This is a genomic window from Bacillus sp. FSL K6-3176 (genome assembly GCF_038003325.1).
Classification (GTDB): domain Bacteria; phylum Bacillota; class Bacilli; order Bacillales; family Bacillaceae; genus Bacillus; species Bacillus altitudinis.
Map to the genome: position 1 here is coordinate 2,628,664 of NZ_JBBOOX010000001.1, position 23,349 is coordinate 2,652,012.

General features: G+C 41.4%; 25 protein-coding genes. 10 read left to right on the plus strand and 15 right to left on the minus strand.

Translation table 11 applies throughout. The features are described from left to right. Window positions 1–122 precede the first annotated feature (122 nt). The 3 genes from MHB38_RS13650 to MHB38_RS13660 all read left to right on the plus strand — a co-directional run bounded on the left by MHB38_RS13650 (window position 123) and on the right by MHB38_RS13660 (window position 1,259). On the plus strand, window positions 123–464 hold the full coding sequence (locus MHB38_RS13650) for a YtrH family sporulation protein (protein ID WP_007501717.1): 342 nt from the start codon (window positions 123–125) through the stop codon (window positions 462–464). Further along, window positions 461–964, plus strand: a complete 504-nt coding sequence (gene ytrI / locus MHB38_RS13655; RefSeq protein WP_007501718.1) for a sporulation membrane protein YtrI — start codon at window positions 461–463, stop codon at window positions 962–964. The genes MHB38_RS13650 and ytrI overlap by 4 nt, the downstream gene beginning before the upstream one ends. Window positions 965–1,073: 109 nt before the next feature. After that, entirely contained in the window at window positions 1,074–1,259 is a 186-nt protein-coding gene (locus tag MHB38_RS13660) for a hypothetical protein (protein WP_008346082.1), read from the plus strand. Window positions 1,260–1,308: 49 nt separating this feature from the next. On the opposite strand, the gene MHB38_RS13665 is transcribed toward MHB38_RS13660, so the two are convergent. After that, window positions 1,309–2,250 carry a DHH family phosphoesterase gene (locus MHB38_RS13665; protein ID WP_007501719.1) on the minus strand — a complete coding sequence of 314 codons (942 nt, stop codon included), beginning with the start codon at window positions 2,248–2,250 and terminating at the stop codon, window positions 1,309–1,311. A 147-nt stretch (window positions 2,251–2,397) separates the two neighbouring features. Here MHB38_RS13665 and MHB38_RS13670 point away from each other — a divergent pair, with 147 nt between their 5' ends. Further along, entirely contained in the window at window positions 2,398–2,700 is a 303-nt protein-coding gene (locus MHB38_RS13670; protein ID WP_008343164.1) for a YtpI family protein, read from the plus strand. 202 nt (window positions 2,701–2,902) lie between these two features. On the opposite strand, the gene MHB38_RS13675 is transcribed toward MHB38_RS13670, so the two are convergent. The 14 genes from MHB38_RS13675 to sppA form a co-directional block, all read right to left on the minus strand. Then, a complete protein-coding gene (locus tag MHB38_RS13675; RefSeq protein ID WP_017358275.1) occupies window positions 2,903–4,225 on the minus strand; it encodes a CBS domain-containing protein in 1,323 nt (440 codons plus the stop codon). 144 nt (window positions 4,226–4,369) lie between these two features. Further along, window positions 4,370–5,053, minus strand: coding sequence for a metal-dependent hydrolase (locus MHB38_RS13680; RefSeq protein ID WP_035391153.1), 684 nt, complete (start codon window positions 5,051–5,053; stop codon window positions 4,370–4,372). A 66-nt stretch (window positions 5,054–5,119) separates the two neighbouring features. Continuing rightward, a complete protein-coding gene (locus MHB38_RS13685; protein WP_341003689.1) occupies window positions 5,120–5,875 on the minus strand; it encodes an SDR family oxidoreductase in 756 nt (251 codons plus the stop codon). 95 nt (window positions 5,876–5,970) lie between these two features. Then, the gene (locus MHB38_RS13690) at window positions 5,971–6,876 is read right to left on the minus strand and encodes a phosphotransferase (protein WP_236810008.1); all 906 of its coding nucleotides are present in this window, start codon (window positions 6,874–6,876) and stop codon (window positions 5,971–5,973) included. 119 nt (window positions 6,877–6,995) lie between these two features. Next, window positions 6,996–8,369 (minus strand): argininosuccinate lyase, encoded by a 1,374-nt coding sequence (gene argH / locus MHB38_RS13695; protein ID WP_025207780.1) that lies wholly within the window; start codon window positions 8,367–8,369, stop codon window positions 6,996–6,998. Continuing rightward, window positions 8,366–9,577: an argininosuccinate synthase gene (locus tag MHB38_RS13700; protein WP_008343148.1), complete on the minus strand. Its 1,212-nt coding sequence runs from the start codon at window positions 9,575–9,577 to the stop codon at window positions 8,366–8,368. Before MHB38_RS13700 ends, argH begins: the two co-directional genes overlap by 4 nt. Window positions 9,578–9,750: 173 nt before the next feature. Continuing rightward, a complete protein-coding gene (locus tag MHB38_RS13705; RefSeq protein WP_144625048.1) occupies window positions 9,751–10,266 on the minus strand; it encodes a MogA/MoaB family molybdenum cofactor biosynthesis protein in 516 nt (171 codons plus the stop codon). Between the two features lie 99 nt (window positions 10,267–10,365). After that, window positions 10,366–11,550 carry an acetate kinase gene (locus tag MHB38_RS13710; protein WP_144625045.1) on the minus strand — a complete coding sequence of 395 codons (1,185 nt, stop codon included), beginning with the start codon at window positions 11,548–11,550 and terminating at the stop codon, window positions 10,366–10,368. 229 nt (window positions 11,551–11,779) lie between these two features. Further along, complete coding sequence (locus MHB38_RS13715; protein ID WP_008343142.1) at window positions 11,780–12,754, minus strand: class I SAM-dependent methyltransferase; 975 nt, start codon at window positions 12,752–12,754, stop codon at window positions 11,780–11,782. 88 nt (window positions 12,755–12,842) lie between these two features. Further along, window positions 12,843–13,343 carry a thiol peroxidase gene (gene tpx, locus MHB38_RS13720; RefSeq protein ID WP_007501731.1) on the minus strand — a complete coding sequence of 167 codons (501 nt, stop codon included), beginning with the start codon at window positions 13,341–13,343 and terminating at the stop codon, window positions 12,843–12,845. A gap of 112 nt (window positions 13,344–13,455) precedes the next feature. Next, the gene (ytfJ, locus tag MHB38_RS13725; protein ID WP_007501733.1) at window positions 13,456–13,908 is read right to left on the minus strand and encodes a GerW family sporulation protein; all 453 of its coding nucleotides are present in this window, start codon (window positions 13,906–13,908) and stop codon (window positions 13,456–13,458) included. Window positions 13,909–13,922: 14 nt separating this feature from the next. Next, window positions 13,923–14,630 (minus strand): DUF2953 domain-containing protein, encoded by a 708-nt coding sequence (locus MHB38_RS13730; RefSeq protein WP_341003695.1) that lies wholly within the window; start codon window positions 14,628–14,630, stop codon window positions 13,923–13,925. A gap of 100 nt (window positions 14,631–14,730) precedes the next feature. Continuing rightward, window positions 14,731–15,255 (minus strand): RDD family protein, encoded by a 525-nt coding sequence (locus MHB38_RS13735; protein WP_008343136.1) that lies wholly within the window; start codon window positions 15,253–15,255, stop codon window positions 14,731–14,733. Between the two features lie 14 nt (window positions 15,256–15,269). Continuing rightward, window positions 15,270–16,271, minus strand: a complete 1,002-nt coding sequence (sppA, locus tag MHB38_RS13740) for a signal peptide peptidase SppA (RefSeq protein ID WP_341003696.1) — start codon at window positions 16,269–16,271, stop codon at window positions 15,270–15,272. A gap of 447 nt (window positions 16,272–16,718) precedes the next feature. Between sppA and MHB38_RS13745 the strand changes: the two genes are divergently transcribed. The 6 genes from MHB38_RS13745 to MHB38_RS13770 all read left to right on the plus strand — a co-directional run bounded on the left by MHB38_RS13745 (window position 16,719) and on the right by MHB38_RS13770 (window position 23,281). Beyond that, a complete protein-coding gene (locus MHB38_RS13745; RefSeq protein ID WP_008343132.1) occupies window positions 16,719–17,522 on the plus strand; it encodes an NAD kinase in 804 nt (267 codons plus the stop codon). Between the two features lie 116 nt (window positions 17,523–17,638). Continuing rightward, a complete protein-coding gene (locus MHB38_RS13750; RefSeq protein ID WP_017367842.1) occupies window positions 17,639–19,081 on the plus strand; it encodes a DEAD/DEAH box helicase in 1,443 nt (480 codons plus the stop codon). A gap of 189 nt (window positions 19,082–19,270) precedes the next feature. After that, window positions 19,271–20,320, plus strand: a complete 1,050-nt coding sequence (locus MHB38_RS13755) for a fatty acid desaturase (protein WP_008343127.1) — start codon at window positions 19,271–19,273, stop codon at window positions 20,318–20,320. A gap of 117 nt (window positions 20,321–20,437) precedes the next feature. Beyond that, the gene (locus MHB38_RS13760; RefSeq protein WP_048002751.1) at window positions 20,438–21,574 is read left to right on the plus strand and encodes a sensor histidine kinase; all 1,137 of its coding nucleotides are present in this window, start codon (window positions 20,438–20,440) and stop codon (window positions 21,572–21,574) included. After that, a complete protein-coding gene (locus MHB38_RS13765; RefSeq protein ID WP_035391139.1) occupies window positions 21,571–22,170 on the plus strand; it encodes a response regulator transcription factor in 600 nt (199 codons plus the stop codon). The genes MHB38_RS13760 and MHB38_RS13765 overlap by 4 nt, the downstream gene beginning before the upstream one ends. A 190-nt stretch (window positions 22,171–22,360) precedes the next feature. Next, a complete protein-coding gene (locus MHB38_RS13770; protein ID WP_202734291.1) occupies window positions 22,361–23,281 on the plus strand; it encodes an iron-hydroxamate ABC transporter substrate-binding protein in 921 nt (306 codons plus the stop codon). The last annotated feature ends 68 nt before the right edge of the window (window positions 23,282–23,349 follow it).

The window sequence follows — 23,349 nt, forward strand, 5'->3', positions numbered from 1 at the left end:
TTCGTCTAAATTCATTCTTTCATTATAAAACGCGATGCGGTGAGAAACAAATGTTCTTTCTTTTCCGCTCGTTCATACTTGTCCAGCATTCGCCATATATTGAATAGAGTGAGGTGGGAAAAATGGATGTGAAGGAAGCCTTTATTCCAAACTTTATTAGCTGTTATTTTATCGCACTAGGGGTTATTTTGGGCGGTGCCATTATAGGCGGGGTAGGTGCATATTTATCTGGTCAGCCGCCGCTATCAATTATTTCAAGTCTTGCCAACCGCTTAAAAATTTGGGCACTTGTTGCGGCAATCGGTGGAACTTTTGATGCGGTCTATAGTTTTGAAAGAGGGATTTTCGAAGGGAACACACGTGATATTTTCAAGCAGATCTTGCTCATTATCTCTGCTATGGGCGGTGCGCAAACGGGGTATCTCCTGATTACGTGGCTCACTCAGGAGCATGTATCATCATGAGGGTGCCTGAGCTGTATAAACGTCCAGGCTGGCAGCGTTTTTTTGCTGGGATGATGTTCGGCGCAATTATCAGCTGGCTGATTTTTCTCTTTACGTATGGCACCTTTCAGGAGAAGCAAGTGACACTGCTCAGAAGCCAGCAACACCATATGGACAGTCTGAAAGAACAAATCACACTCTATCGGGAAGATTTGCATAAATTAAATGAAGACAATAAGCAGCGTCTGCTTATTCAGAGCGTAGACGTTCACCTCGTCAACCGTGAGCAGTACAAAATCCCGGAGCCAGATACCTTGAAATTTGAAGATCAGGTGAAAGAAGATATCTCTGAGGTGATCACAAAGGATATTGAAAGTGTCTATAAAACAAAAGAGCTCTTAAAACGGACCGTGGAAAATAAAGAATATACGATTAGAGAAAAGGCATACCGCGCCAAAGTCACCGAACTGACCATCTATACTAAGCTTTCGCTTGAAGTGCGTATTTCCTTTGCTGAATAATAGATGATGTGGAATTTTTATGAATTTCTGCACTCAATGATCGCTTTTCACTTGTTATTTTTATACACTAAAAGAAGAACGAGATGATCATAAGAAAGAGGTGAGAACAATGGAGGTTTACAGCTATCGTCAAATGGCACGAGACAAAGCAAGCCGGATTAAAGACGGCATGTGTGCTTATGCCGAGACAGAAATGATGGCCCATTTAATTAAAAAAGAATTAAAGCATCAAAATCTCCAAGCCTATGAAGATTCAACTGACATCGGCTGCTGGTTTATCCCTGTATCCAAGTAACCCTTTTCTCAAGCACAAAAAAAGAGAGGGGGGACTTGAAGCCCCTCTCTCACGATGATGATTTACATACTTCTTCTAAATCACGCAAAATCTCATCTGCAACTGCCCAATCATATATGGACGCACCGGCTGCAAGCGGGTGACCTCCGCCATGATATTTTTTAGCAATGGTGTTAATGACGACGCCTTTTGAGCGGAATCTCACACGAATCTGATCGTTCTCTTCCACAAAAAAGACCCATGCCTTAATCCCTGCAATATTTCCAAGTGTTCCAACAAGCTGTGAGGCTTGCTGCGCTGTTGTTTGGAACGACTCCAAAATGTCACGTTTAATAAAAACAGAAGCTACGCCATTCTCTGATAAGGAGATATGTTGAAAAATATAGCCATTTAATTTCACGACATTCAAATCTGTCTCATACAATTGATTGAAAAGGTCTGATGATGAAAACGGATATTCGATGAGTTCACCTGCATATTTGAGTGTCTTTTTCGTTGTGTTTGGGAAAAGGAAACGGCCTGTGTCTCCTACAATGCCGGCATAAATGAGTTCTGCCGCCTTTGTATTCAGCTGATATCCTTCTTCTTTCCCCTCTAAATACAGCTCATAAATCATTTCACTAACAGAGCTTGCTTCTGTATCAACCCAAAGCAAATCACCATACGGATCTTCATTCGGATGATGATCAATTTTCATCAGCTTATCGCCCATTGAATAACGCTGATCATCAATTCTTGCTTGATTCGCAGTGTCACAGACAATGACAAGGGCACCTTTGTACACTTCATCTGGCACCTCATCTAATTCATATAAAAATGAAAGGGATGGCTCAGGGGTTCCTGTCGCATAAATATTTTTTTCTGGATAGGTGGCACGCAAGATTTCCGTAAGGCCGCACTGCGATCCATATGCGTCTGGATCAGGTCTTACATGTCTATGAATGATGATGGTGTCATATAATGATATGGTTCTAATCAGTTCTTTTTTCATAAATACTCCTTCTTATGCGATACTCTTTTTATTATTAAATCATAATCTACCCAGACAGAAAAGTGAGGAATAGACAATTTATTCTAGTAAGCAAGCCTATTTACGTTTAAAATAGGGTTGTAACCACTTACAATGGAGGCTTGGCACATGCTTGTTTTGATTGTGTTTATTATTTGTTCTGCCATGTTTTATTTATATTACAAAGCAAAGAATGTCCGTACGAACCGGCCGGTCGAAAAGAAATTCTGGTCTGCCAAATCAAGTATGGCACTTGGCTGCTTTGTCCTGCTCTTCGGTGTGAATCAATTATTTTTAAACCGCTCGTCACTCGCATTTGTCATTGGGTTTGTTTTTGTTGCAGTTGGTATCGGCAGTACATGGGCCGGATATAAAGCCTATAAGCACTATCTTCCGCTCTTTTTAAAGGAAGGCGAAAAAGACCACGCATAATAGAGAAAGGGCTAAAATGAACTTTATTTTAGCCCTTTCTCTTCTTTTCAGCGTGATAGAAAACCTTTGCAGCCCTAGGAAGGAGGAGTACTGGCGCGGAGCGAATGTCACATTCGTGAGCACCAGCACGCAGGACTGATAAAGAATACGAGGGTTTGTTTACACGCTGAAAGGGCGCATTCATGCCGCCCTTTTTTGCCTATTATCCTCTCTCCATCAGCTGCACCATCAACATCGCTTTGCCTACAATATTTGACTGATGGTAAACTTCCACTTCCAGCTTTCCAAACTTGCGCCCAACTTCTAAAATATTCGGTTTGATCTGTATCGTGGATTCCATTTGAACCGGTTTTAAGAAATAGACAGAAAGACTCTCTACAATTAGCTCGCCTTTTTTATGAGACTTTAAGAAGCGGTTGGCTGATTCGATTAAAATTTGTGTAAACACACCATACGAAATATTGCCGAGCTGATTTGTCATTTGTGGTGAGACTTCATATTGGTACACCGCATCTGTTTTTGGTTTTTCTGTCTCAGTCTCCTTAAATCCTCGTGACACGACATCATCCAGCTTTTCACCGACCTGCGGCTGCTTTTGAATCATTTGCAGCGCCTTCAGCACGTCCTGACGGCTAATCATCCCAATCAGCTTCGCATGATCATTTACAACTGGCAGCACCTCAATACCTTCCCACACCATCATTTGTGCAGCTGAAGCGACAGATGTTTTGCCAATAACGGTCAGCGGATTTTTTGTCATCACCTTTTCAATCGGTGTAGAACGGTCATGGCCTGCAATATCTTTTGAGGTCAAAATGCCGTGTATTTTCATTTGATCGTCTGCTACCGGGAACCGGCCGTGCCCGGTTTCATAATTCTTTTCATACCATTTCTCAAGTTTGTCTTCTGGCGATAAATAGACGGTCCGTTCTATCGGCGTTAAAATATCCTCCACAAGCACAATTTCTTTTTTAATCAACTGGTCATAAATGGCCCGGTTAATGAGAGCCGCTACGGTAAATGTATCGTAGCTTGTTGATAAAATGGGTAGCTCAAGCTCATCTGCGAGCTGAATAATTTCATCATCTGTTGAGAATCCCCCCGTGACCAGCACAGCCGCTCCCGCCTCTAATGCTTGCCGGTGAGCATTGATTCGGTTTCCTACGATCAACAGGTTGCCTGCTGCTGTGTAACGCATCATTGCATCCAGTTCCATTGCACCGATGACAAATTTATTTAACGTTTTATGTAAGCCAGCTCGTCCACCAAGCACCTGGCCATCAATGACATTGACCACTTCCGCATATGTCAGCTTTTCAATATTTTCTTTTTTCTTCTGTTCAATTCGAATGGTACCGACTCGTTCAATGGTGCTCACGAACCCTTTATTTTCAGCATCCTTAATAGCCCGGTAAGCCGTGCCTTCACTGACTTTCATTTCTTTCGCTATACGCCGGACAGAAATTTTCTCTCCGACATCTAATGAATCAATATACGATAAAATTTGCTCATGCTTTGTCGCCAATCCCGTTCACCCTTTTTGTTTTCAGCGTTTTCATCTATATTTCATTATAAAGGCAGGAGGCTTTTAATAGCAATTTGTCTTTTACACGAGCACGATACAGGCAAATAAAAAAAGCCGGTTGGATGCCGGCTTTTCTTCCTATTATTAAATATCGATGGATTCTCCGCTGTTTAATACGTGACCCACGCCGCCATGCAAGCTGTCTGCAAAGGCATGAGGATCTTGCTCAATCGGCGGGAATGTACTGTAATGAATCGGTACGACTTGTTTCGCACGAAGCCACTCTGCTGCGATTCTCGCATCGTCTGGTCCCATCGTGAAGTTATCACCTATTGGCAGGAAGGCGAGCTCAATATGATTCAGCTCCCCAATGAGTTTCATATCCGAGAAGAGAGCCGTGTCTCCAGCATGATAAATTGTTTTGCCTTCAGCAGTAAATAAAATACCGGATGGCATACCTGTATACGTAATCGTTTTGGATTCTTCATCAATGACCGCTGAGCCATGGAACGCTTGCGTCAGTTTGACTTTACCAAATTCAAATTCACGTCCGCCGCCTATAGAAAGCGGGTGCGTTTTCACCCCTTGCCAGCCTAAATAAGTGGCAAGTTCGAATGGCGCAATCACGAGTGCGTCATTGTTTTTAGCGATTTCAATCGTGTCTCCGACGTGATCTCCATGCCCGTGCGTGAGCAAAATCACATCTGCTTTCACATCTTGCGGTTTGATATCCGTGTGCTTATTTCCATTTAAAAATGGATCAATCCAAATATGGTATCCGTTTGTTTCAATGTGTACGACTGAATGTCCATGATATGTAGCTTTCATGTAAATATATCCACCTTTCGAATTTGATCTCATTTTGTCTATTCCCTCTATAAAAAGCTGAAAAACTTAGTGCCTGTGAATCACATTAAGACCACCTGTTGCTTCAATGACGGTTCCTGTAATGAGGTCTGAACGGTCATCACATAGAAATGAAATGATACGACCGATATCCTCACCTGTCCCAGACCGACCAATCGGTGTTTCATCGTCTTTTATCTGACGTGCTTCCTCTATCGTTGATTCTTTCATGTCTCCAACGATTTTGCCTGGACACACCATATTAGCGGTGATGCCGTTTTCGGCTTCTTCAATCGCAATGGTTTTCGTTAATGACGCAAGGCCCACTTTTGCCGCTCCAAAGGCTGATCTGTGCATCCAGCCTGGCGCATGGTCTGCTCCTTGGAAGCCATATGTGATAATCCGGCCAAAGCCTTGTTTTCTCATCATAGGGATCACCATTCGGAACAAATGGAACACTGCGGATAGGTTGCCTTCCATCATTTGATACCATTCGTCTTCAGAGTAATCCGCAAGTTTTTTTCGTTCAAAAATATAAGGTCCAGCATTATTGATCAAGGCATCAATCCGCCCAAATCGCTCTGCTGCCAGCTCGACCATGTTTTTTAAATCTTCTTTGTTTGTCACATCGCCTTGGACAAATTGAATCTTTTCTTCGTATTCTTGCAGTTCTTCTTTCATCTGCCGGACAGCTTCATCATCACTTCGATAATTGACTGTCACAGAATACCCCATATTCAGTAAAGACTCGGTGACTTTCCTGCCAAGTCCTTTAGAACCCGCTGTTATTAATGCGTGTCGCACACAATCTCCTCCTAAAGCAAAGGTTGCAAGTTCATGTGTTTCTTTTGTTATCTTTACTTTACTATAAACCGGCTCCCTTCGCACTTTTGAACCCTTTAACAGTGAGGGGAAAAACGTATAGGGTGATTCATCCACTTTTTCATATCCCATGAACCATGGATATCGAGAAGCAGTGAAACAAACCGATAGCATTCTCTTACCTCATGAAGCTGACGAGGAAGCGGGCAAATCTCTTCATACCCTAATTGAACCGCTTGTGCAGCTTCTTTCGTCAAAAGGTATTCGAGTGCAATCAAATCAAACGCAGCTGGTCCAAATACGACATATTCCGTATCAACTAGACTCGTCACTTGATCATCTTCTTCAATATATTGTGATGGGTCTAAATCAATTAAAATGAGACTGGCTGCATCAGGAGGACTTAGCTTTTCAAGCTTTTGCTGCACCTTTTCTGCATAATCCTGATATTCAGGCTGATCAGCGTAATAGCGGCTGATAAGTTTGGAAACTGCCTTTTTTAACAGCGCATGGAATTCTCTCAAATGTCTCTTTTCTCCCCCGTATACTGCACCGAAAAAGTTAGTTTGATATGAATGAAGATGCGCTAGTTTCCTCCCGTAATCCCTATAGAATTGTGCTGAACGGCCCTCAAAAGATGTTAAAGGGATTCCTTCTACTTTTTCCATGACATAAAAGTGTTTCCCCGCCTTCTTCACTTTACGAACAACTTTCGGAATATGAAAGGAATTCGTATGAGCCAGCTTTTCATTGATTTCATCAAGATGCTCCTGTACATTACGGGCATCTACTCCATAAATCAAGTTGATCCCATACACAAATTCACTTTCTTCTCTTGCAGTTTTTGGAGATTTCACTACATATTCCGTTTGGTCTTGTAAGGAAATCAGCCACACATCATTAGCCCGGCCATCGTATGGTTCTCCTAACGTTTTCACTGATACGATAGGCTGATCAAACAAAGCCTGAAGCGTTTTCTTCATGAACTGTTGTCACTCCTTATTCAGCTTGACACTGGTATGCTTTCCTTTTCTCCAGTGAAGATCAATCTCCTTTTTCCCATGACAAAAAACCATCCGTATAAACGAATGGTTTTGGCGAATTATGCTAGGCAGGCTTTTGCTTTTTCTAAAGCGAGCTGAATTTGTTTGAATCCAGTTCCACCTGCACTTGTTCTTTTTTCAACAGCAACATACGGATCAAGAACAGTGTAAATGTCTTGTTCAAAGAGGCCGCTTGCTTCTGTAAATGTTTCAAATGGAAGGTCACTTAAATAGATGCCTTTTTGAATGCATGTATACACAAGCTTTCCAACGATTTCGTGTGCTTCACGGAATGGCATGCCTTTTTTCGCAAGGTAGTCTGCCACTTCGGTCGCATTTGAGAAATCTTCTTTTGTTGCTTTTTTCATGACATCTTCGTTCACTGTCATTGTTTGAATCATGCCTGTGAAGATTTGCAGGCTGCCAGCGATCGTTTTCACCGTATCAAACATGCCTTCTTTATCTTCTTGCAAATCTTTGTTATACGTAAGCGGCAAGCCTTTCATAATGGTGAGCAGCCCCATCAGGTTGCCATATACCCGCCCTGTTTTTCCGCGGATCAATTCAGCCATATCCGGGTTTTTCTTTTGCGGCATCATGCTGCTGCCTGTTGCGTACGTGTCATCGAGCTCAATGAATTTGAATTCTTGAGAACACCATAAAATGATTTCCTCACAAAGACGTGAGAGATGCATCATCACAAGGCTGCTATTGGACAAGAACTCTAAAATGAAATCACGATCACTCACGCCATCAAGGCTGTTCTCGTAAATATGGTCAAAGCCAAGAAGCTCTGCTGTATATTCACGATCAATTGGGAATGTCGTTCCTGCTAACGCCCCGCATCCAAGTGGTGACACATTAATCCGCTTCAATGAATCTTGAAAACGCGCTTTGTCCCGCTCAAGCATCCAAAAGTAGGCAAGCATATGATGGGCAAAGGAAATAGGCTGTGCACGCTGTAAGTGCGTATATCCTGGAAAAATTGTTTCAACGTGCTGTTCAGCTTTTTCTACAAGCACTGTTTGAAAAGAAGAGATCAGCTCAATGATATGCTCTACTTGGTTATTCAAATATAAATGCATATCGGTTGCGACCTGATCATTCCGGCTTCTCGCTGTGTGCAATTTGCCGCCAAGCGGACCAATCTCATCAATGAGCATTTTTTCAAGGTTTAAATGAATGTCCTCATAATCCACTGAGAATTCAAGTTCATCCGCCTCTGCCTTTTTCATGAGCGTATTCAGTCCGTCTTTGATTGCAGCGGCCTCCTCATCGCCGATGATACCGCATTTATTCAGCATACTTGCATGGGCAAGGGAGCCGGTCAGATCTTCTTTGACTAATTGTTTGTCGAAATGAATGGATGCACCAAACTCATCGACCCATTTTTCTGGTGTTTTTTGAAATCGGCCTCCCCAAAGCTTTTTCATGCTTTAACCTGCTCCTTTTTATTCACGATGCTGTTTACTTTTGTTGGTAAACCCCAAAGGTTAATAAATCCTACAGCTGCATCATGATCGAATTCATCTGCTTTTGTGTAAGTTGCTAGATTTTCATCATAAAGTGAATATGGTGATTTACGTCCTTCTACAATGGCATGGCCTTTAAATAGTTTCACACGTACAACACCTGTTACGTTCTTTTGCGTTTCTTGTAAGAATGCATCTAGCGCTGATTTAAGTGGTGAGAACCATAAGCCGTTGTATATTAATTCAGCCATTTTTTGTTCAACGATTGGCTTAAAGTGTGCTACTTCTTTAACAAGCGTTAAGTCTTCAAGTTCTTTGTGTGCTTTTAATAGGGTAACTGCACCTGGGCACTCATACACTTCACGAGATTTGATTCCAACAAGACGGTTTTCAACATGATCGATTCTGCCTACACCATGCTGGCCAGCAACTTCATTTAAATGAAGGATCAGATCAGATAATGAATACTGGATTCCGTCAATCGCTGTTGGTTTTCCTTTTTCAAACGTGATTTCAATGATTTCAGGTGTGTCAGGTGTTTTTTCAAGTGGATTTGTCAGATCATAAGCACCTTCTGGCGGCGCTGCCCAAGGATCTTCTAAAATACCACATTCGTTACTTCTGCCCCAAAGGTTTTGGTCGATTGAATATGGGCTATCTAAGTTAATCGGAATTGGAATACCGTGCTTTTGTGCATAGTCGATTTCTTCATCACGAGACCATTTCCATTCACGCACTGGTGCAAGAACTTCTAGGTCTGGATTCAATGCTTTGATTGATACTTCAAAACGAACTTGGTCGTTTCCTTTCCCTGTACATCCGTGTGCAACGGCTACGGCATTTTCTTTCTCTGCGACTTCCACTAATTTTTTGGCAATGAGCGGACGAGATAGTGCAGATACTAACGGGTATTTCCCTTCATACATCGTGTGTGCTTGCAGTGCAGCAAGTGCAAATTCTTCAGCAAACTCTTCTTTTGCGTCGATCATGTAAGATTGAACAGCTCCGACTTGAAGTGCTTTTTGTTGAACGAATGCTAAATCTTTTCCTTCACCTACGTCCAGGCAGCAAGCAACAACTTCGTAACCTTGCTCCTGTAACCATTTAACTGCAACAGAGGTATCAAGACCTCCGGAATATGCTAATACGACTTTTTTATTTTGTGACATGTTTGAAAAGCTCCTCTCGCTTGTTTTGATTCTGTGAATGTTTTTTGCATAAAAATAAGTTTTAATTTATAAACATGCATTTAGTATGTATACACTGTAACAAGGAAAAATTGTTTTTTCAACCCCTTTATGAAAAAAACTCTGCCAAATTTTCTTGGCAGAGTCATTTTGGGCTATTTTTGATCTTTTTCAAGCTCTCGCAAGACATGAGGAAGCTCTGGAATAATGAGTTTGGTCATGGCTAACCGAACTGCTCCGGTAGAGCCTGGTGTGGCAAAAACGGCTTTTTGGTTAATCACCCCTGCCGTCGCTCTAGATAAGATAGCGGCTGATCCAATATCTTCTGAATAGCTCAGCATGCGAAAAATTTCTCCAAAGCCCGGCAGCTCTTTTGAGAAAAGAGGTGTAATGGATTCAATCGTGACGTCCCTTGCTGCAATACCAGTTCCCCCGTTTAACAAGACGGCATCAATCTTCGCTTCGCTTGTTCCTTCTAAAACGGCGTCTTGAATCGCCCCAATATGATCTTTCACAATATCGTATGCAAGAATAAGATGCCCTTGTTCCTTGAGCAAATCAATCATCAGACGGCCGCTTTTATCTGTTTCTTTTGTCCTTGTATCACTGACGGTAATGACTTTTACATGAAGCCTCGTTTTCGCTTCACGTTTATGTTCTTGGGCGCTCATCTCTTCACACCGCTCCTTTCATATTGCCTCACATTATAGCATGCTGATTTCAATAGAAAAAAGCCCTTTTCCGCTGAGGAAAAGAGCTTCAAAAGGATGTTACGCTAAACGCATAACGTCTCTTGCAATCATAACTTCTTCGTTCGTTGGAATCACGATGACTTTTACAGGAGAGTGAGGGTAGCTGATGAATGCTTCTTCGCCTCTCATGTTGTTAAGAGATGGATCCCAATATACGCCCATGAATTCTAGACCACGAAGTACACGTGCTCTCACTTCTGAGCTGTTTTCACCGATTCCAGCTGTGAAGATGATGGCATCTACACCATTCATTCTCGCTGCATAAGAACCGATGTATTTGTGAATACGGCTTGCAAAAATATCTAGTGCTACTTCAGCACGGTCGTTTCCTTCTTCTGTCGCTTCTTCGATATCACGAAGATCACTTGAAAGACCAGACACACCTAAAAGACCACTCTTCTTATTCAAAGTAGAAAGTACTTCTTCAGCTGTATGTCCTGTTTTCTCCATAATAAATGGAATAAGGGCAGGGTCAATGTTACCTGAACGTGTTCCCATTGCAACACCCGCAAGTGGTGTGAAGCCCATTGACGTATCGATTGATTTTCCGCCTTCAACTGCTGCGATACTTGCACCATTTCCAAGGTGGCAAGAAATCAAACGAAGCTCTTCAAGAGGACGGCCTAATAGCTCTGCTGCACGCTCTGTTACGAACTTATGGCTTGTCCCGTGGAATCCGTATTTACGAATACCAAAGTTTTTATAGTAGTCGTACGGAAGGCTGTATAGGTAAGACTGCTCTGGCATTGTTTGGTGGAACGCTGTATCGAACACAGCAATCGCTGGTACGTCAGGCAGAATTTGTTTGAATGCTTTGATTCCTACAACGTTTGCAGGGTTGTGAAGTGGTGCAAGCTCTGAAAGCTGATCAATGTCATTGATGACTTCATCTGTTAAAACAACAGAATCGCTGAATTTTTCTCCGCCGTGAACGACGCGGTGTCCTACGCCATCAATTTCATTAAAGTCTTTGATGATGTTAAATTCAATTAGTTTTTCAAGCAGCATTTTAACCGCTACTGCATGATCTGGAATATCTTTGACTTCTGTTTTCTTTTCTCCATCTACAGAAATCGTGAAGATACTGTTGTCCATTCCGATTCTTTCAACAAGACCTTTTGTTAAAACGGTTTCTTCTGGCATGTCAAACAATTGGAATTTAAGAGATGAGCTTCCTGCGTTGATTGCAATAATTTTGGACATTACTGTCGCTCCTTTTACTCAGTTGTTATATAAGGTTTCACGTTTTTTCGGTGCTATATTCAACCTGTTTGAACGGGTCTTTTATAGTTTAACGATAAGTCCGAAAAATATCTGACTTTTTCATTTAAACATTGAAAACTTTGCATTTCAAGTACACCTTCGAACTGTTACCGCTTACATCAATAAGTCGTTATTTTCTGAATAATAAAATAGCCAGACATCACTCTGGCTATTCTTTCGTTTCTTTTTCTTCTATAAACCATTGGTCTAATTTTCTCATGACGCCAACCATTGCTTCCTTCTGTGAGAAAGATGGCAGATTGGCAAATAGCATACGTTTCGGTGCTTCGAGCCCCTCTTTTTTCTTTTGCATCACAAATAAGCTTTTTGCATGCTTTTTGTCTTTGAACATAGAGACTGGCAGCTGAATTAACGCATTCATATATGCATGTTCTTTGATGAAATCCTTTAATTGTACGCTTTCTTTTCCTTCAAACAAATCGTTTGGAATAATGAAGAATAAGAAGCCGCCTTCTTTCGTGTAACGAAGACTTTGCTCAATGAATAAATAATGCGCAAAGGAATGACCTTCTTTTGCCTTTAATTCATAGTCTTTAGCGCGCTCATCATTTGGATAATACCCGACAGGAAGACTGCATACAGCAACATCTGCTGGTGAGATAAGAAGCGGCTCAAGGCTGTCCTGGTGGAAAAGCTCTACTTCTTTTTCTTCTAAGTTCGCTTGTGCCCACGCAATTTTAATGAGCACGTCATCAATTTCAGAGGCAAAACCACGTTTTGTTTCTGCTGTTACATTGTTGAGGACCGCAAGCAGTAAATTCCCTGTTCCTGCTGCTGGATCAAAGACAACCAGCTCTTTTTGTCCTTCTAAAAATTTATTGACCAAATAGCTGACAAACAGACCAATTGTATCAGGTGTCATCTGCCGGTTTGGATGTGAAATATCTTTTTGTCCTTTCAGTACGGCGAGCTGAAACGCTTTACGAATCTGCTCATGATCATAAGAGGCGAAATCTGCTTTCTCTATTAAATCTTTTAGTAAACCGTTTCGATCATTTGACTGGAAAAAGGCTTCTCCTGCTTCTGCCAATGCTTCAATATAGGAAATGTTCTGTTCCTTTTTTAAACGAATTGAAGCTGTATCGAGCAGCTCAAAAATCGTACTCACTTGATCTTTCTGCAATGCTTTTCTCTCCTCGCTTTGTTAAAAGCTATATGTTCTCATTGAAAAGAGCCCCAGTATGAAGCCGGAGCTCTTGTCGATGCTGCTTTTATAACAGTGATTTCGCAGCCTCAATGGCTTTTTCATAATTTGGATGATTGGTTGCTTCGCTTACATACTCAGTGTAAACGACTTTTCCGCTTGGGTCTAATACGAAGACCGCACGCGCCAATAAACGCAATTCTTTCATATATAAACCAAACGCTTCACCAAATGACATATCTCTATGATCAGATAATGTTTCGACATTTTCAATTCCGTTTGCTCCGCACCAGCGTGCTTGTGCAAATGGTAGGTCTGCACTAATGGTATAAATATTGACCGGACCTAAGCCGGCTGCCTCTTCATTGAAACGTCTTGTTTGTGCGTCACACACACCTGTATCAATAGAAGGAATCACTGAGATAATCGTCACTTTTCCTGTTAAATCAGAAAGTGAAACTTCCCCTAGTGAGTTCGTTAATACCGTGAAATCTGGAGCCTGCTCGCCTACTTTCACTTCATTTCCTACAAGCGTTACTGGGCTCCCTTTAAATGTGATCGATGCCAAAACAATTCCTCCCTTATCAAATGTATGGTTCTATCATAGTAGAGAAAGCAAAAAACTGCAAAGCCTAATCGTCCATTTTGAAAAAAAAGTTAACTGCAGGGCAGCTAACTTTTTAAAGGTCTATGTCATCTAGTTTTCGTTCTTTGTGACGATGCTCCCGTTCATCCTTCTTAAACATGTGCTGAAGACGTTCAATTGCTTGAGGAGCAGAATCCAATATTTTATCGAGCAGATGTGTGTGTTCATCCAAATGAAGCATTCGTACGCCATTTGTTCCCACAATTAAAAAGGCGATTGGTGTAATCGATACTCCCCCACCGCTTCCGCCTCCAAATGGGAGTCTCGGTTCTTTTCGTTCTTGTTCATCAGACCGTTTTTCTTTCTTTTGGTTACCGTTGAATTCACTGCCGCCGGCTGCAAATCCAAAACCAACCTTTGACACAGTGAGAATGACACTGCCGTCAGGGGTTTCGACTGGATCGCCGATGATCGTGTTCACATCAATCATTTCTTTTAAGTTTTCCATCGCTGTCTTCATCAGACCTTGGATTGGATGATCTGCCATTTTCGGGTTCCTCCTTAAACAGATGATTCATTCTTCGTTGCTTGAAGAGAGGCATTCTTTCTCGCCTTTCTCCCTTTTAACCAATGGACAAGTAATCGAATGGCTGCAAGCATAGCATGTCCAATCCGAAAATAAGCTATACATGCAAAGTGTGTCTGTGATACTTTGTGCTGAAAAGCGGGAATCACTTCATAGACGGGTTTGTGCTTAAAGGTGAGGTGCTCCTGCATAAAGGCAAGAAGTGCTCCTTTGACTGACCACACACCACCGGCTGCTACACCTGTTAAAGCTGCGTCATGAAAACCAATCCATGTGGACCAGTGAAATGAGACGATTTTTATATGAATGAAGAACTTTCGCATGATCCGATTTAGATCGACAATCTCTTTTGTAATACGCTCCATTTGATGAAGGATTTCCTTCACATCACGTTTTCCCACTTTTTTATGCATGGTTTCTTTTTCGTGACTCGGCGTTTTGGTGCTGGCCATTTTCTTTTCACGAATATCAATCGTTTGATCTTCCGTATTCACTTTCACCATCGGAATGTCTTTCTTCAGTCTGACGATTCCATATAACGTGATGATCTTCACCGCAATATGGTCATTGTCATTTGCATGTGAATAGTCCAGTGAAATGGTCACTTTCATAAAGATCAATAAGATCACAAGGAACAAAAAAGCTGCGATCCAAACGTACAGCACTGTGCTCACTTCCTCCATAACAAATGATGCTTCCTCTACGATTATGGCTCTCCTTCTGGATTTTATACCCAATCACCAAAAAAAGAGTTTGACCGGTACCCGGCCAAACTCTCTTTGATTATGCGTTTGATTCTGTTTTTTCATATAAATGTTCATGAACAACCACCGTATCTGCAAAGTAGTCATGAACCCCTTGCTTTTTCGGCGTGAACCCAACCACAGCATAGAGAACAAAAAGCGTATTAATATATCGCCCCACAATTTCTCTAAAGAAAATGACATCCCATGGCAGCTTCTTCTCCGGCTGAAGTGAGACGACTTTGATTCCAAACACCATCTTTCCAAGTGTTTGTTGGAAAATCTTCGTCATGATCGCAAAATAAAGCAGAAAGACAATTGTCGTTGTGACGGAAAATGGGGAAAACCAACCTCCACCTTTTGACCAGCCAAAGAGACTAAAGATTGGAGAAACCGTCAAATGGTTAACACCCCATACGACGAGCCAATCTAGGATAAATGCCCAAAATCTAATCCAGAAACCTGCAAAAGCCTGCGCTTCAATTGAAGTGCGCTTCGCAAGAGTCGGCCTTGATTCTCCCTCTTGGCTGCGACTTTCCGTTACTTCATCGAATGTAGAATCCATCTATGATCCCTCCTTTATTTTGAATAGAGATACATCGGTTTAGACCCATTTGAGCCAGCCAGTGTTTCTTTTAAGTTCAGAAAATCAATTTCGCTTTTAAAGAGCTTGCTTGCACTCATATTGAAGAGAGAGTTCCAGCCGAAGCTTTGTGAATAGCTGATAACCTTTGCTCCTTTTAGGCCTTTTTCATTTTTCTTCATTGCTTTTAGTGCATCTTCATAGTAACCAAGCTCATCCACTAATCCGTTCGATTTCGCCTGTGTTCCGTCATATACCCGGCCGTCAGCAATTTTCTTGACGTCCTGCTTAGACATGCCGCGTCCTTCTGAGATGACTTTCACAAAACCTTCATAAGAGTTGTCAACCATGCTTTGCATGATGTCGCGCTCATCTTTTGTCATATCACGATTTGGTGACATGATGTCTTTGAATTTTCCACTTTTAATGGTTTCATATTTAATGCCTAAATTATCTGCCAGCTTTGCATAATTCAAACTTTGCATGATGACCCCGAGAGAGCCTGTTAACGTTTCAGGTGAAGCAAAGATTTTTTTCGCTGGAGTGGATACATAATAGCCACCAGAAGCCGCCATTGAACCCATAGAAACATAAATTAGCTTCTTCGCTTTCTTTACTTCTTCTAATTTTTTATGTATTTCAGCACTTTCATAGACACCGCCGCCAGGAGAGTTAACGCGCAGCAAGACACCTTTCACAGACGCATCGTCTTTTGCTTTATCTAATTCTTTTAAGAACGCACGATGATCATATGCTTCCCCGCCTAAAAGGCTGGATGCACCACCGTTATCTTGAATCGTACCATTAATCTCAAGTACAGCAATTTTACTCGCTCCGCTGCCATCCTCTAGTACCTTTTCTTCGATTTCGTCCCCGAATTGATAGCTCATCTTATTATCATTGAAGCTTTCATACAAGGCCGTCGTGATACTAATCACAATCGAAAAGCCGAAAACACCAAGTGCAATGATTAAGGCTACCCATCTTTTCGCATTCATTTCTTTCTCCTCCTTTTTGTCTCACTTCGTTCATACGAACACACACATGAAATGTTTCACAGGAACTGTGGTTTTTTTACATTTCATTTCAACATATGATAGCACCGATGTGAAATGACGATCAACTTTACATCTTCTATCATTTGCTCATCATGACGAAAAATTGGTTATTTTATCCTCTTCCTACATCTAATAGCTCAGATCATCTCCACAACGAAACGCCCAGACCTCTCTAGCCTCCAAAATGAGCTATTAAATTATGCTCAAAGTCAGCGTTGTCTAATCACTTACAATGACTCATTTCTCAAATGGAAGCCTCTATCATGATGAAGCGTCTTTCTAATATTTTTACTTTCATATGAAAAAAGTGTAAAATGTGAGCAAGGGTTTTTATGTAAGCCCTTTACTACTCGAAATCTATTTTTGACAACAAAGGGGAGAACGTCAATGACAGACAATCGTCGCAATGTATTTTTCTTTTACAAAAAAGATCATGAATTGGATGGACACATTTCTTCTCTGGAGAAGCTCGCTACCGATCAAGGCTTTCACGTCGTAAAGCGTGCAGAAGATGCCCATATCATTGCTTCAATTGGTGGAGATGGTACATTTCTTCAAGCGGTCCGCAAAACGAACTTCCGGGATGACTGCTTGTATGTAGGGGTATCAAAAACAGAGAATTCGCACCTATACTGCGATTTTTCGTTAGAACATTTTGATAAAATGATTGATGCCATGAACACTGAACAAATTGAAGTGAGAAAATATCCGATCATCGATGTAAGCGTTGACAGTACAAACCAGTTCCATTGTTTAAACGAACTGTCGATCCGCTCTAGCATCATTAAAACATTTGTCATCGATGTGTATATAGATGATTTCCATTTTGAAACCTTTAGAGGCGACGGGATGATTATTTCCACTCCGACCGGTTCAACGGCCTACAATAAATCTGTCAACGGCGCCGTGGTGGATCCGATGCTTCCGTGTATGCAAGTAACCGAGCTGGCATCACTGAATAACAACTCATACCGTACACTTGGAGCTCCTTTCATTTTAAGCAGTGATCGCAAGCTGACACTAAAGGTTGTTCAGGACGGTAACGACCATCCGATTATCGGTCTTGATAACGAAGCGCTAGGTACAAAACATGTCAAACAAATTGATATTGGCCTTTCTGGTAAAGTGATCAAAACGGTCAAATTAAAAGATAACTCCTATTGGGAAAAAGTAAAACGCAGATTCCTTTAATCATTGACAAGCTCCTTTACGGGGCTTTTTTTCATGCCTTTTCATTCAAGGTCATGGTGTCTTTGAAAAGATATGGTATGATGTCACAAGTATACATGTACGAAAAGGAGAACACGATGCCATTACAACATTTTGATCAATATCCATTAAGCGATGAATTGAAACAAGCGCTAGAAGCGCTTCATTTCCATACACCTACACCTGTTCAGCACGAGACATTATCCGTTGCTTTTTCAAAGCAGGACCTCATTGTCAAATCTCAGACAGGCAGTGGCAAAACAGCAGCCTACGGTCTGCCAATTTGTGAAATGGTGGATTGGGCTGAGAATAAACCTCAAGCCCTCATCCTCGTCCCAACAAGAGAACTTGCCATGCAGGTCAAACAGGATCTGACCAGTCTCGGACGATTTAAACGAATCAAAGCGGCCGCCATTTACGGTAAAGCTCCATTTCAAGCACAAAAAATAGAGCTTGCACAAAAGAACCACATTGTGTGCGGAACGCCAGGACGAATATTGGATCACCTTGAAAAAGGGACACTTTCTTTAGACAATCTGTCATTTTTCGTGTTAGATGAAGCAGACGAAATGCTGAACATGGGATTTATTGATCAAGTCTCTTCTATTATTCAGCATCTGCCGCCAAAGCGGATGTCGATGTTATTTTCAGCGACGATGTCTGATGAAATGAAGGATTTGAGTGAGCAGTTTTTACAATCGCCAAAAGTGATAGAGATTGCTCGGGAGGAAACGACGAAGCAGCAAATCACCCACACGTTGATTGAAACCGAGGAAGAAGGCAAGTTTTCATTACTTCAACGAACGATTGTCATTGAAAATCCAGATAGCTGTATCATTTTTTGCAATACGCAGGAGCGAGTGAATGAGCTGACGATGAAGCTAGATGAGTGGGATGTTCCTTGCGATAAGATTCATGGCGGGATGAGGCAGGAAGACCGCTTTGCCGTCATGGATGAATTTAAAAACGGGGAATTCCGTTATTTGATCGCAACAGATATTGCAGCCCGAGGAATTGATGTCAGTGATATGACACATGTCATTCATTACGACTTGCCATATGAAAAAGAACGCTACATTCACCGGACTGGAAGAACTGGCAGAGCGGGTAAAAGCGGAAAAACGATTGCGTTTATGACAAGGCACGGGCAGCCGCTCATTGAAGAATTAAAAGAGGAAGCTGGCATTCATTTTCAAATTCAGCCTTATCCTACAAAAGAAGAAGCAGAACAGCATGTGGCAAGCTTTGAAGAAAAAATTGAAACACCGATTCAAAAGGAAAATAAGCAGGCCGGCATAGAAAAAGATATTATGAAGCTGTATTTTAATGGCGGGAAGAAAAAGAAACTCCGGGCAGTTGATTTCGTTGGAACGATCGCCAAAATAGACGGAGTTGCGTTTGATGACATTGGGATTATTACCATTCAGGAAACGAAAACATATGTAGATATTTTAAATGGCAAAGGCCCTCTTGTGCTAAAAGCCATGCGGCACACAACGATTAAAGGCAAGCAGTTAAAAGTACATGAAGCACGTGCATAAAAAGTGAAGGCTAAGCGCCTTTACTTTTTTTATTTAAAATAAAATAAGCTTACAACCCTTGAACCATCAGCCTTTCCCGCGTCCAACATGACAAATGTCATATTGAATACATGATGGGTGCTACTATGAGCATGACACCTTTCCTTCTATACTTTGAAGTAGAAAGAAACGGAAAGGACTTGAACGTTCATGACGACTTCAACAAACACACAGCAGCAAGCCACTTTAAGAAAACAAGTTGGCCAATTCTCTGGTGCTAATTCGAAAAAAAGTATCATTCAACTCTTTAATACATTCATTCCATTTTTGGGGCTTTGGTTTCTTGCCTATTATAGCCTGAACATCTCCTACCTTTTAACCCTCTTCTTTGCGGTTATTGCAGCTGGTTTTTTAGTACGTGTCTTTATTATTTTTCACGACTGCTGCCATCAATCCTTTTTTAAACAGAAGCCGCTGAATCACCTGTTCGGTTTTGTAACGGGCGTACTCACCCTTTTCCCTTATCTTCAATGGCAAAGAGATCATTCAATTCACCATGCCACAAGCAGTAATCTAGACAAACGAGGTACTGGCGACATTTGGCTCCTGACAGTCAAAGAATATCAAGAAGCATCAGCTTGGACGAAATTTCGCTACAGATTTTACCGTAATCCTTTTGTGATGTTTATTTTAGGACCGATCTTTGTTTTTCTCTTAAAAAACCGTTTCAACGTCAAAAATGCTCGTAAAAAAGAGCGCTGGAACACGTATTTCACAAACGTGAGCATCATTGCGCTAGCAACTGCAACGTGTCTTCTTTTTGGCTGGCAGGAGTTCCTGCTTGTCCAAGGTCCAATCTTCCTGATCTCAGGATCAATCGGTGTATGGTTGTTTTATGTGCAGCATACATTTGAAGATTCTTACTTTGAAGCAGATGAACATTGGAATTATGTGCAGGCAGCTGTAGAAGGCAGTTCTTTTTACAAATTGCCAAAACTTCTTCAATGGTTAACAGGCAATATTGGTTACCACCATGTCCATCATTTAAGCCCGAGGGTACCGAATTATCATTTAGAACATGCCCATGAACACAGTGAACCACTTAAAAATGTGCCAACCATCACGTTAAAGACTAGTATTGAGTCGATGAAATTCAGACTATGGGATGAAGAGACGAAAGCATTTGTGACCTTTAAAGAAGCACGTCAGACTAGAATCACCCCTGTCATAAAAGGAGACATTCTGAAGAAGAATGCATAATTGGCGCAAGCTCTTTCTTACAATAGAAGGAGCTTGTTGTATTTGCAGGATGCGCTCATCTGTTCAATTTGATAAAGTAGTGAAAAAGACTGAAAAAATGAAAAAGGTGAATCACGGATGAAAAAACAACTTAAAATTCAAAAACTGCATGGGATTTCCCCATATATTTGGGCGATTTTTTTCATCCTGCCCTTTTATTTTATCTTTAAGACCCCTTCGACTTTAGGCATTGTGATCGGCATTATTTTAAACGTCGTCTTTTTTGCGGTCTACCGTTTTGCCTTTGTCTCAAAGGGCTGGTCGTTATATGTATTCGGCCTTCTATTAATCGCCATTTCGACTGGTTATGTGATGCTCTACAGCTACATTTATTTTGCTTTTTGTATCGCCTATTTCAACGGGCATATCAAAAGAAAAGTCCCTTTCTATATCTTATACTATATCCATCTAGCGAGCGCTGCCGTAGCGGTGAACTTTAGCCTGATCTTAAAAAAGGGCTGGTTTCTCACGCAAATTCCGTTTGTCGTGATTACACTGATCAGCGCCATCCTCCTCCCTCTTAGCATTAGAAGCAGGAAGGAACGTGAACGGCTAGAAGAGAAATTAGAATATGCCAATGAACGGATCGCCGATCTTGTCAAACTTGAAGAAAGACAGCGAATTGCTCGCGATCTGCATGACACACTTGGACAAAAACTCTCTCTCATTGGATTAAAAAGTGACCTTGCCCGTAAGCTCGTGTATAAAGACCCTGAACAGGCTCGTGCCGAACTAAAAAGCGTCCAGCAGACAGCTAGAACGTCTCTAAATGAAGTGCGAAAAATTGTTTCTTCCATGAAAGGCATTCGGATCAAAGATGAAATATTGAACATCAAGCAAATACTTGAAGCCGCGGATATTGACATGATTTATGATGAAAAGGAAGCGCCGAAACACATCTCTCTTCTTAACGAAAACATTGTGAGCATGTGCATCAAAGAGGCCGTGACGAATGTCGTCAAGCATAGCGACGCCACTGTCTGTCAAATCACGATTCATCAAAAGTCAAAGGAAGCTGTCATTACAGTTGAGGATAACGGCACATTTAAAGGCAGTCATCCATCCTCTCAAACGAAGGGACATGGCCTTGCAGGGATTAGAGAAAGATTGGAATTTGCAAATGGACGCCTGCACATTGAGACAAAAAACGGGACGAAGCTGATCATGAGCATTCCAAATGATTCAGCAGCGAAAGATAAGGAGGAAATAAAATGATTAACATCTTTATCGCAGAGGATCAGCAAATGCTACTCGGTGCTCTTGGATCGCTTCTCGATTTAGAAGACGATATGACGGTTGTTGGAAAAGGCACAAACGGTCAGGACGCCATAGATTTTGCTAAAAAACACCCGGTCGACATTTGTTTAATGGATATTGAGATGCCAGGAAAATCTGGGCTCGATGCCGCTGAAGAACTCAAAAAGTCTGATGTGAAGATCATCATTTTAACAACCTTTGCCCGTTCTGGCTATTTTCAAAGAGCGCTGAAAGCTGGCGTTAGCGGCTACATGCTGAAAGACAGCCCAAGCGAGGATTTGGCAAGTGCCATCCGCAGCGTGATGAAAGGGAAAAAGGTGTACGCCCCTGAATTAATGGAAGACTTGTATAGCGACGAAAATCCTTTAACTGAACGAGAAAAGTCGGTTCTAGAACTCGTCGCAGACGGAAAAAACACAAAAGAAATCGCCAAGGAACTCAGCATAAAAAGCGGCACTGTCCGAAACTATATATCCGTTATTTTAGATAAACTAGAAGTCAAAAACCGAATTGAAGCCATCACTCGTTCCAAAGAAAAAGGCTGGTTTAAATAAGAAAAAAGATCAGGTCATACACTGCCTTGATCTTTTTTTCTTTCTATCAGAATTCCTCTATCCACAGCTAAAATATCATTGACAACAAACCTCACATCTATGGTATGATATCTGAGTGATAATAATTATCATTATCACTCATACAACCAAATACACGGCTTATGTGCCGATTTCAAAGGAGTCTACATTCATGAAGAAAATATTGTTCCCTCTGATGCTCATCTTCGTACTTGCGTTGAGCGCATGTGGCAATAGCAACAACTCTCCCTCAAATAAAGGAAAAAATCAATCAACGTCAGACACGATTACATATCAATCTGAAAATGGACCTGTGAAGCTGCCAGCAAATCCAAAACGTGTTGTTGTTCTCGCCTCTTATACAGGAAATGTCTTGTCACTTGGTGTGAACCTTGTGGGTGTTGACTCTTGGTCAAAAAAGAATCCACGTTTCAAAAAGAAATTAAAAAATGTGGAAGAAGTATCAGATGAAAATGTAGAAAAAATCATGAAGCTAAAGCCTGATGTCATCATTGGTTTAAGCGGTGCAAAAAATGTAGAAAAACTAAAAAAAATCGCCCCAACTGTTTTATTCACGTATAACAAAGTCGATTACCTTCAGCAGCATATTGAAATTGGAAAAGTCTTAAACAAAGAAAAAGAAGCAGAAGCATGGGTGAAGGATTTCAAAAAACGCGCAGCTGAAGCTGGCAAAGAAATCAAAGCAAAAATTGGTGAAGATGCAACCGTATCTGTCTTTGAAAGCGGCACAAAAGATCTTTACGTCTTTGGAGATGCATGGGGACGCGGAACAGAAATCCTCTACCAAGCAATGAAACTAAAAATGCCGGAAAAAGTAAAAGAAAAAGCATTAAAAGCTGGCTATTATGCGGTGTCACAAGAGGTCATCCCTGAATTTGCCGGAGACTATATGATCATTAGCAAAAACAGCGAGATGGACAATTCCTATCAAAACAGTGAAATCTATAAGTCCATTCCTGCTGTGAAAAAACATCGTGTGTATGAAGCAAATGCGGAAGAGTTTTACTTTAATGACCCGCTCACACTTGAATATCAATTATCATTCTTTAAAAAGCACTTTTTAGGTAAATAAACCGAAGCAAGGGATCTCTCCCCTTGCTTTTTTACTGTCTGCTTCTAGCGGGAGTGCCTGTTTTCCGC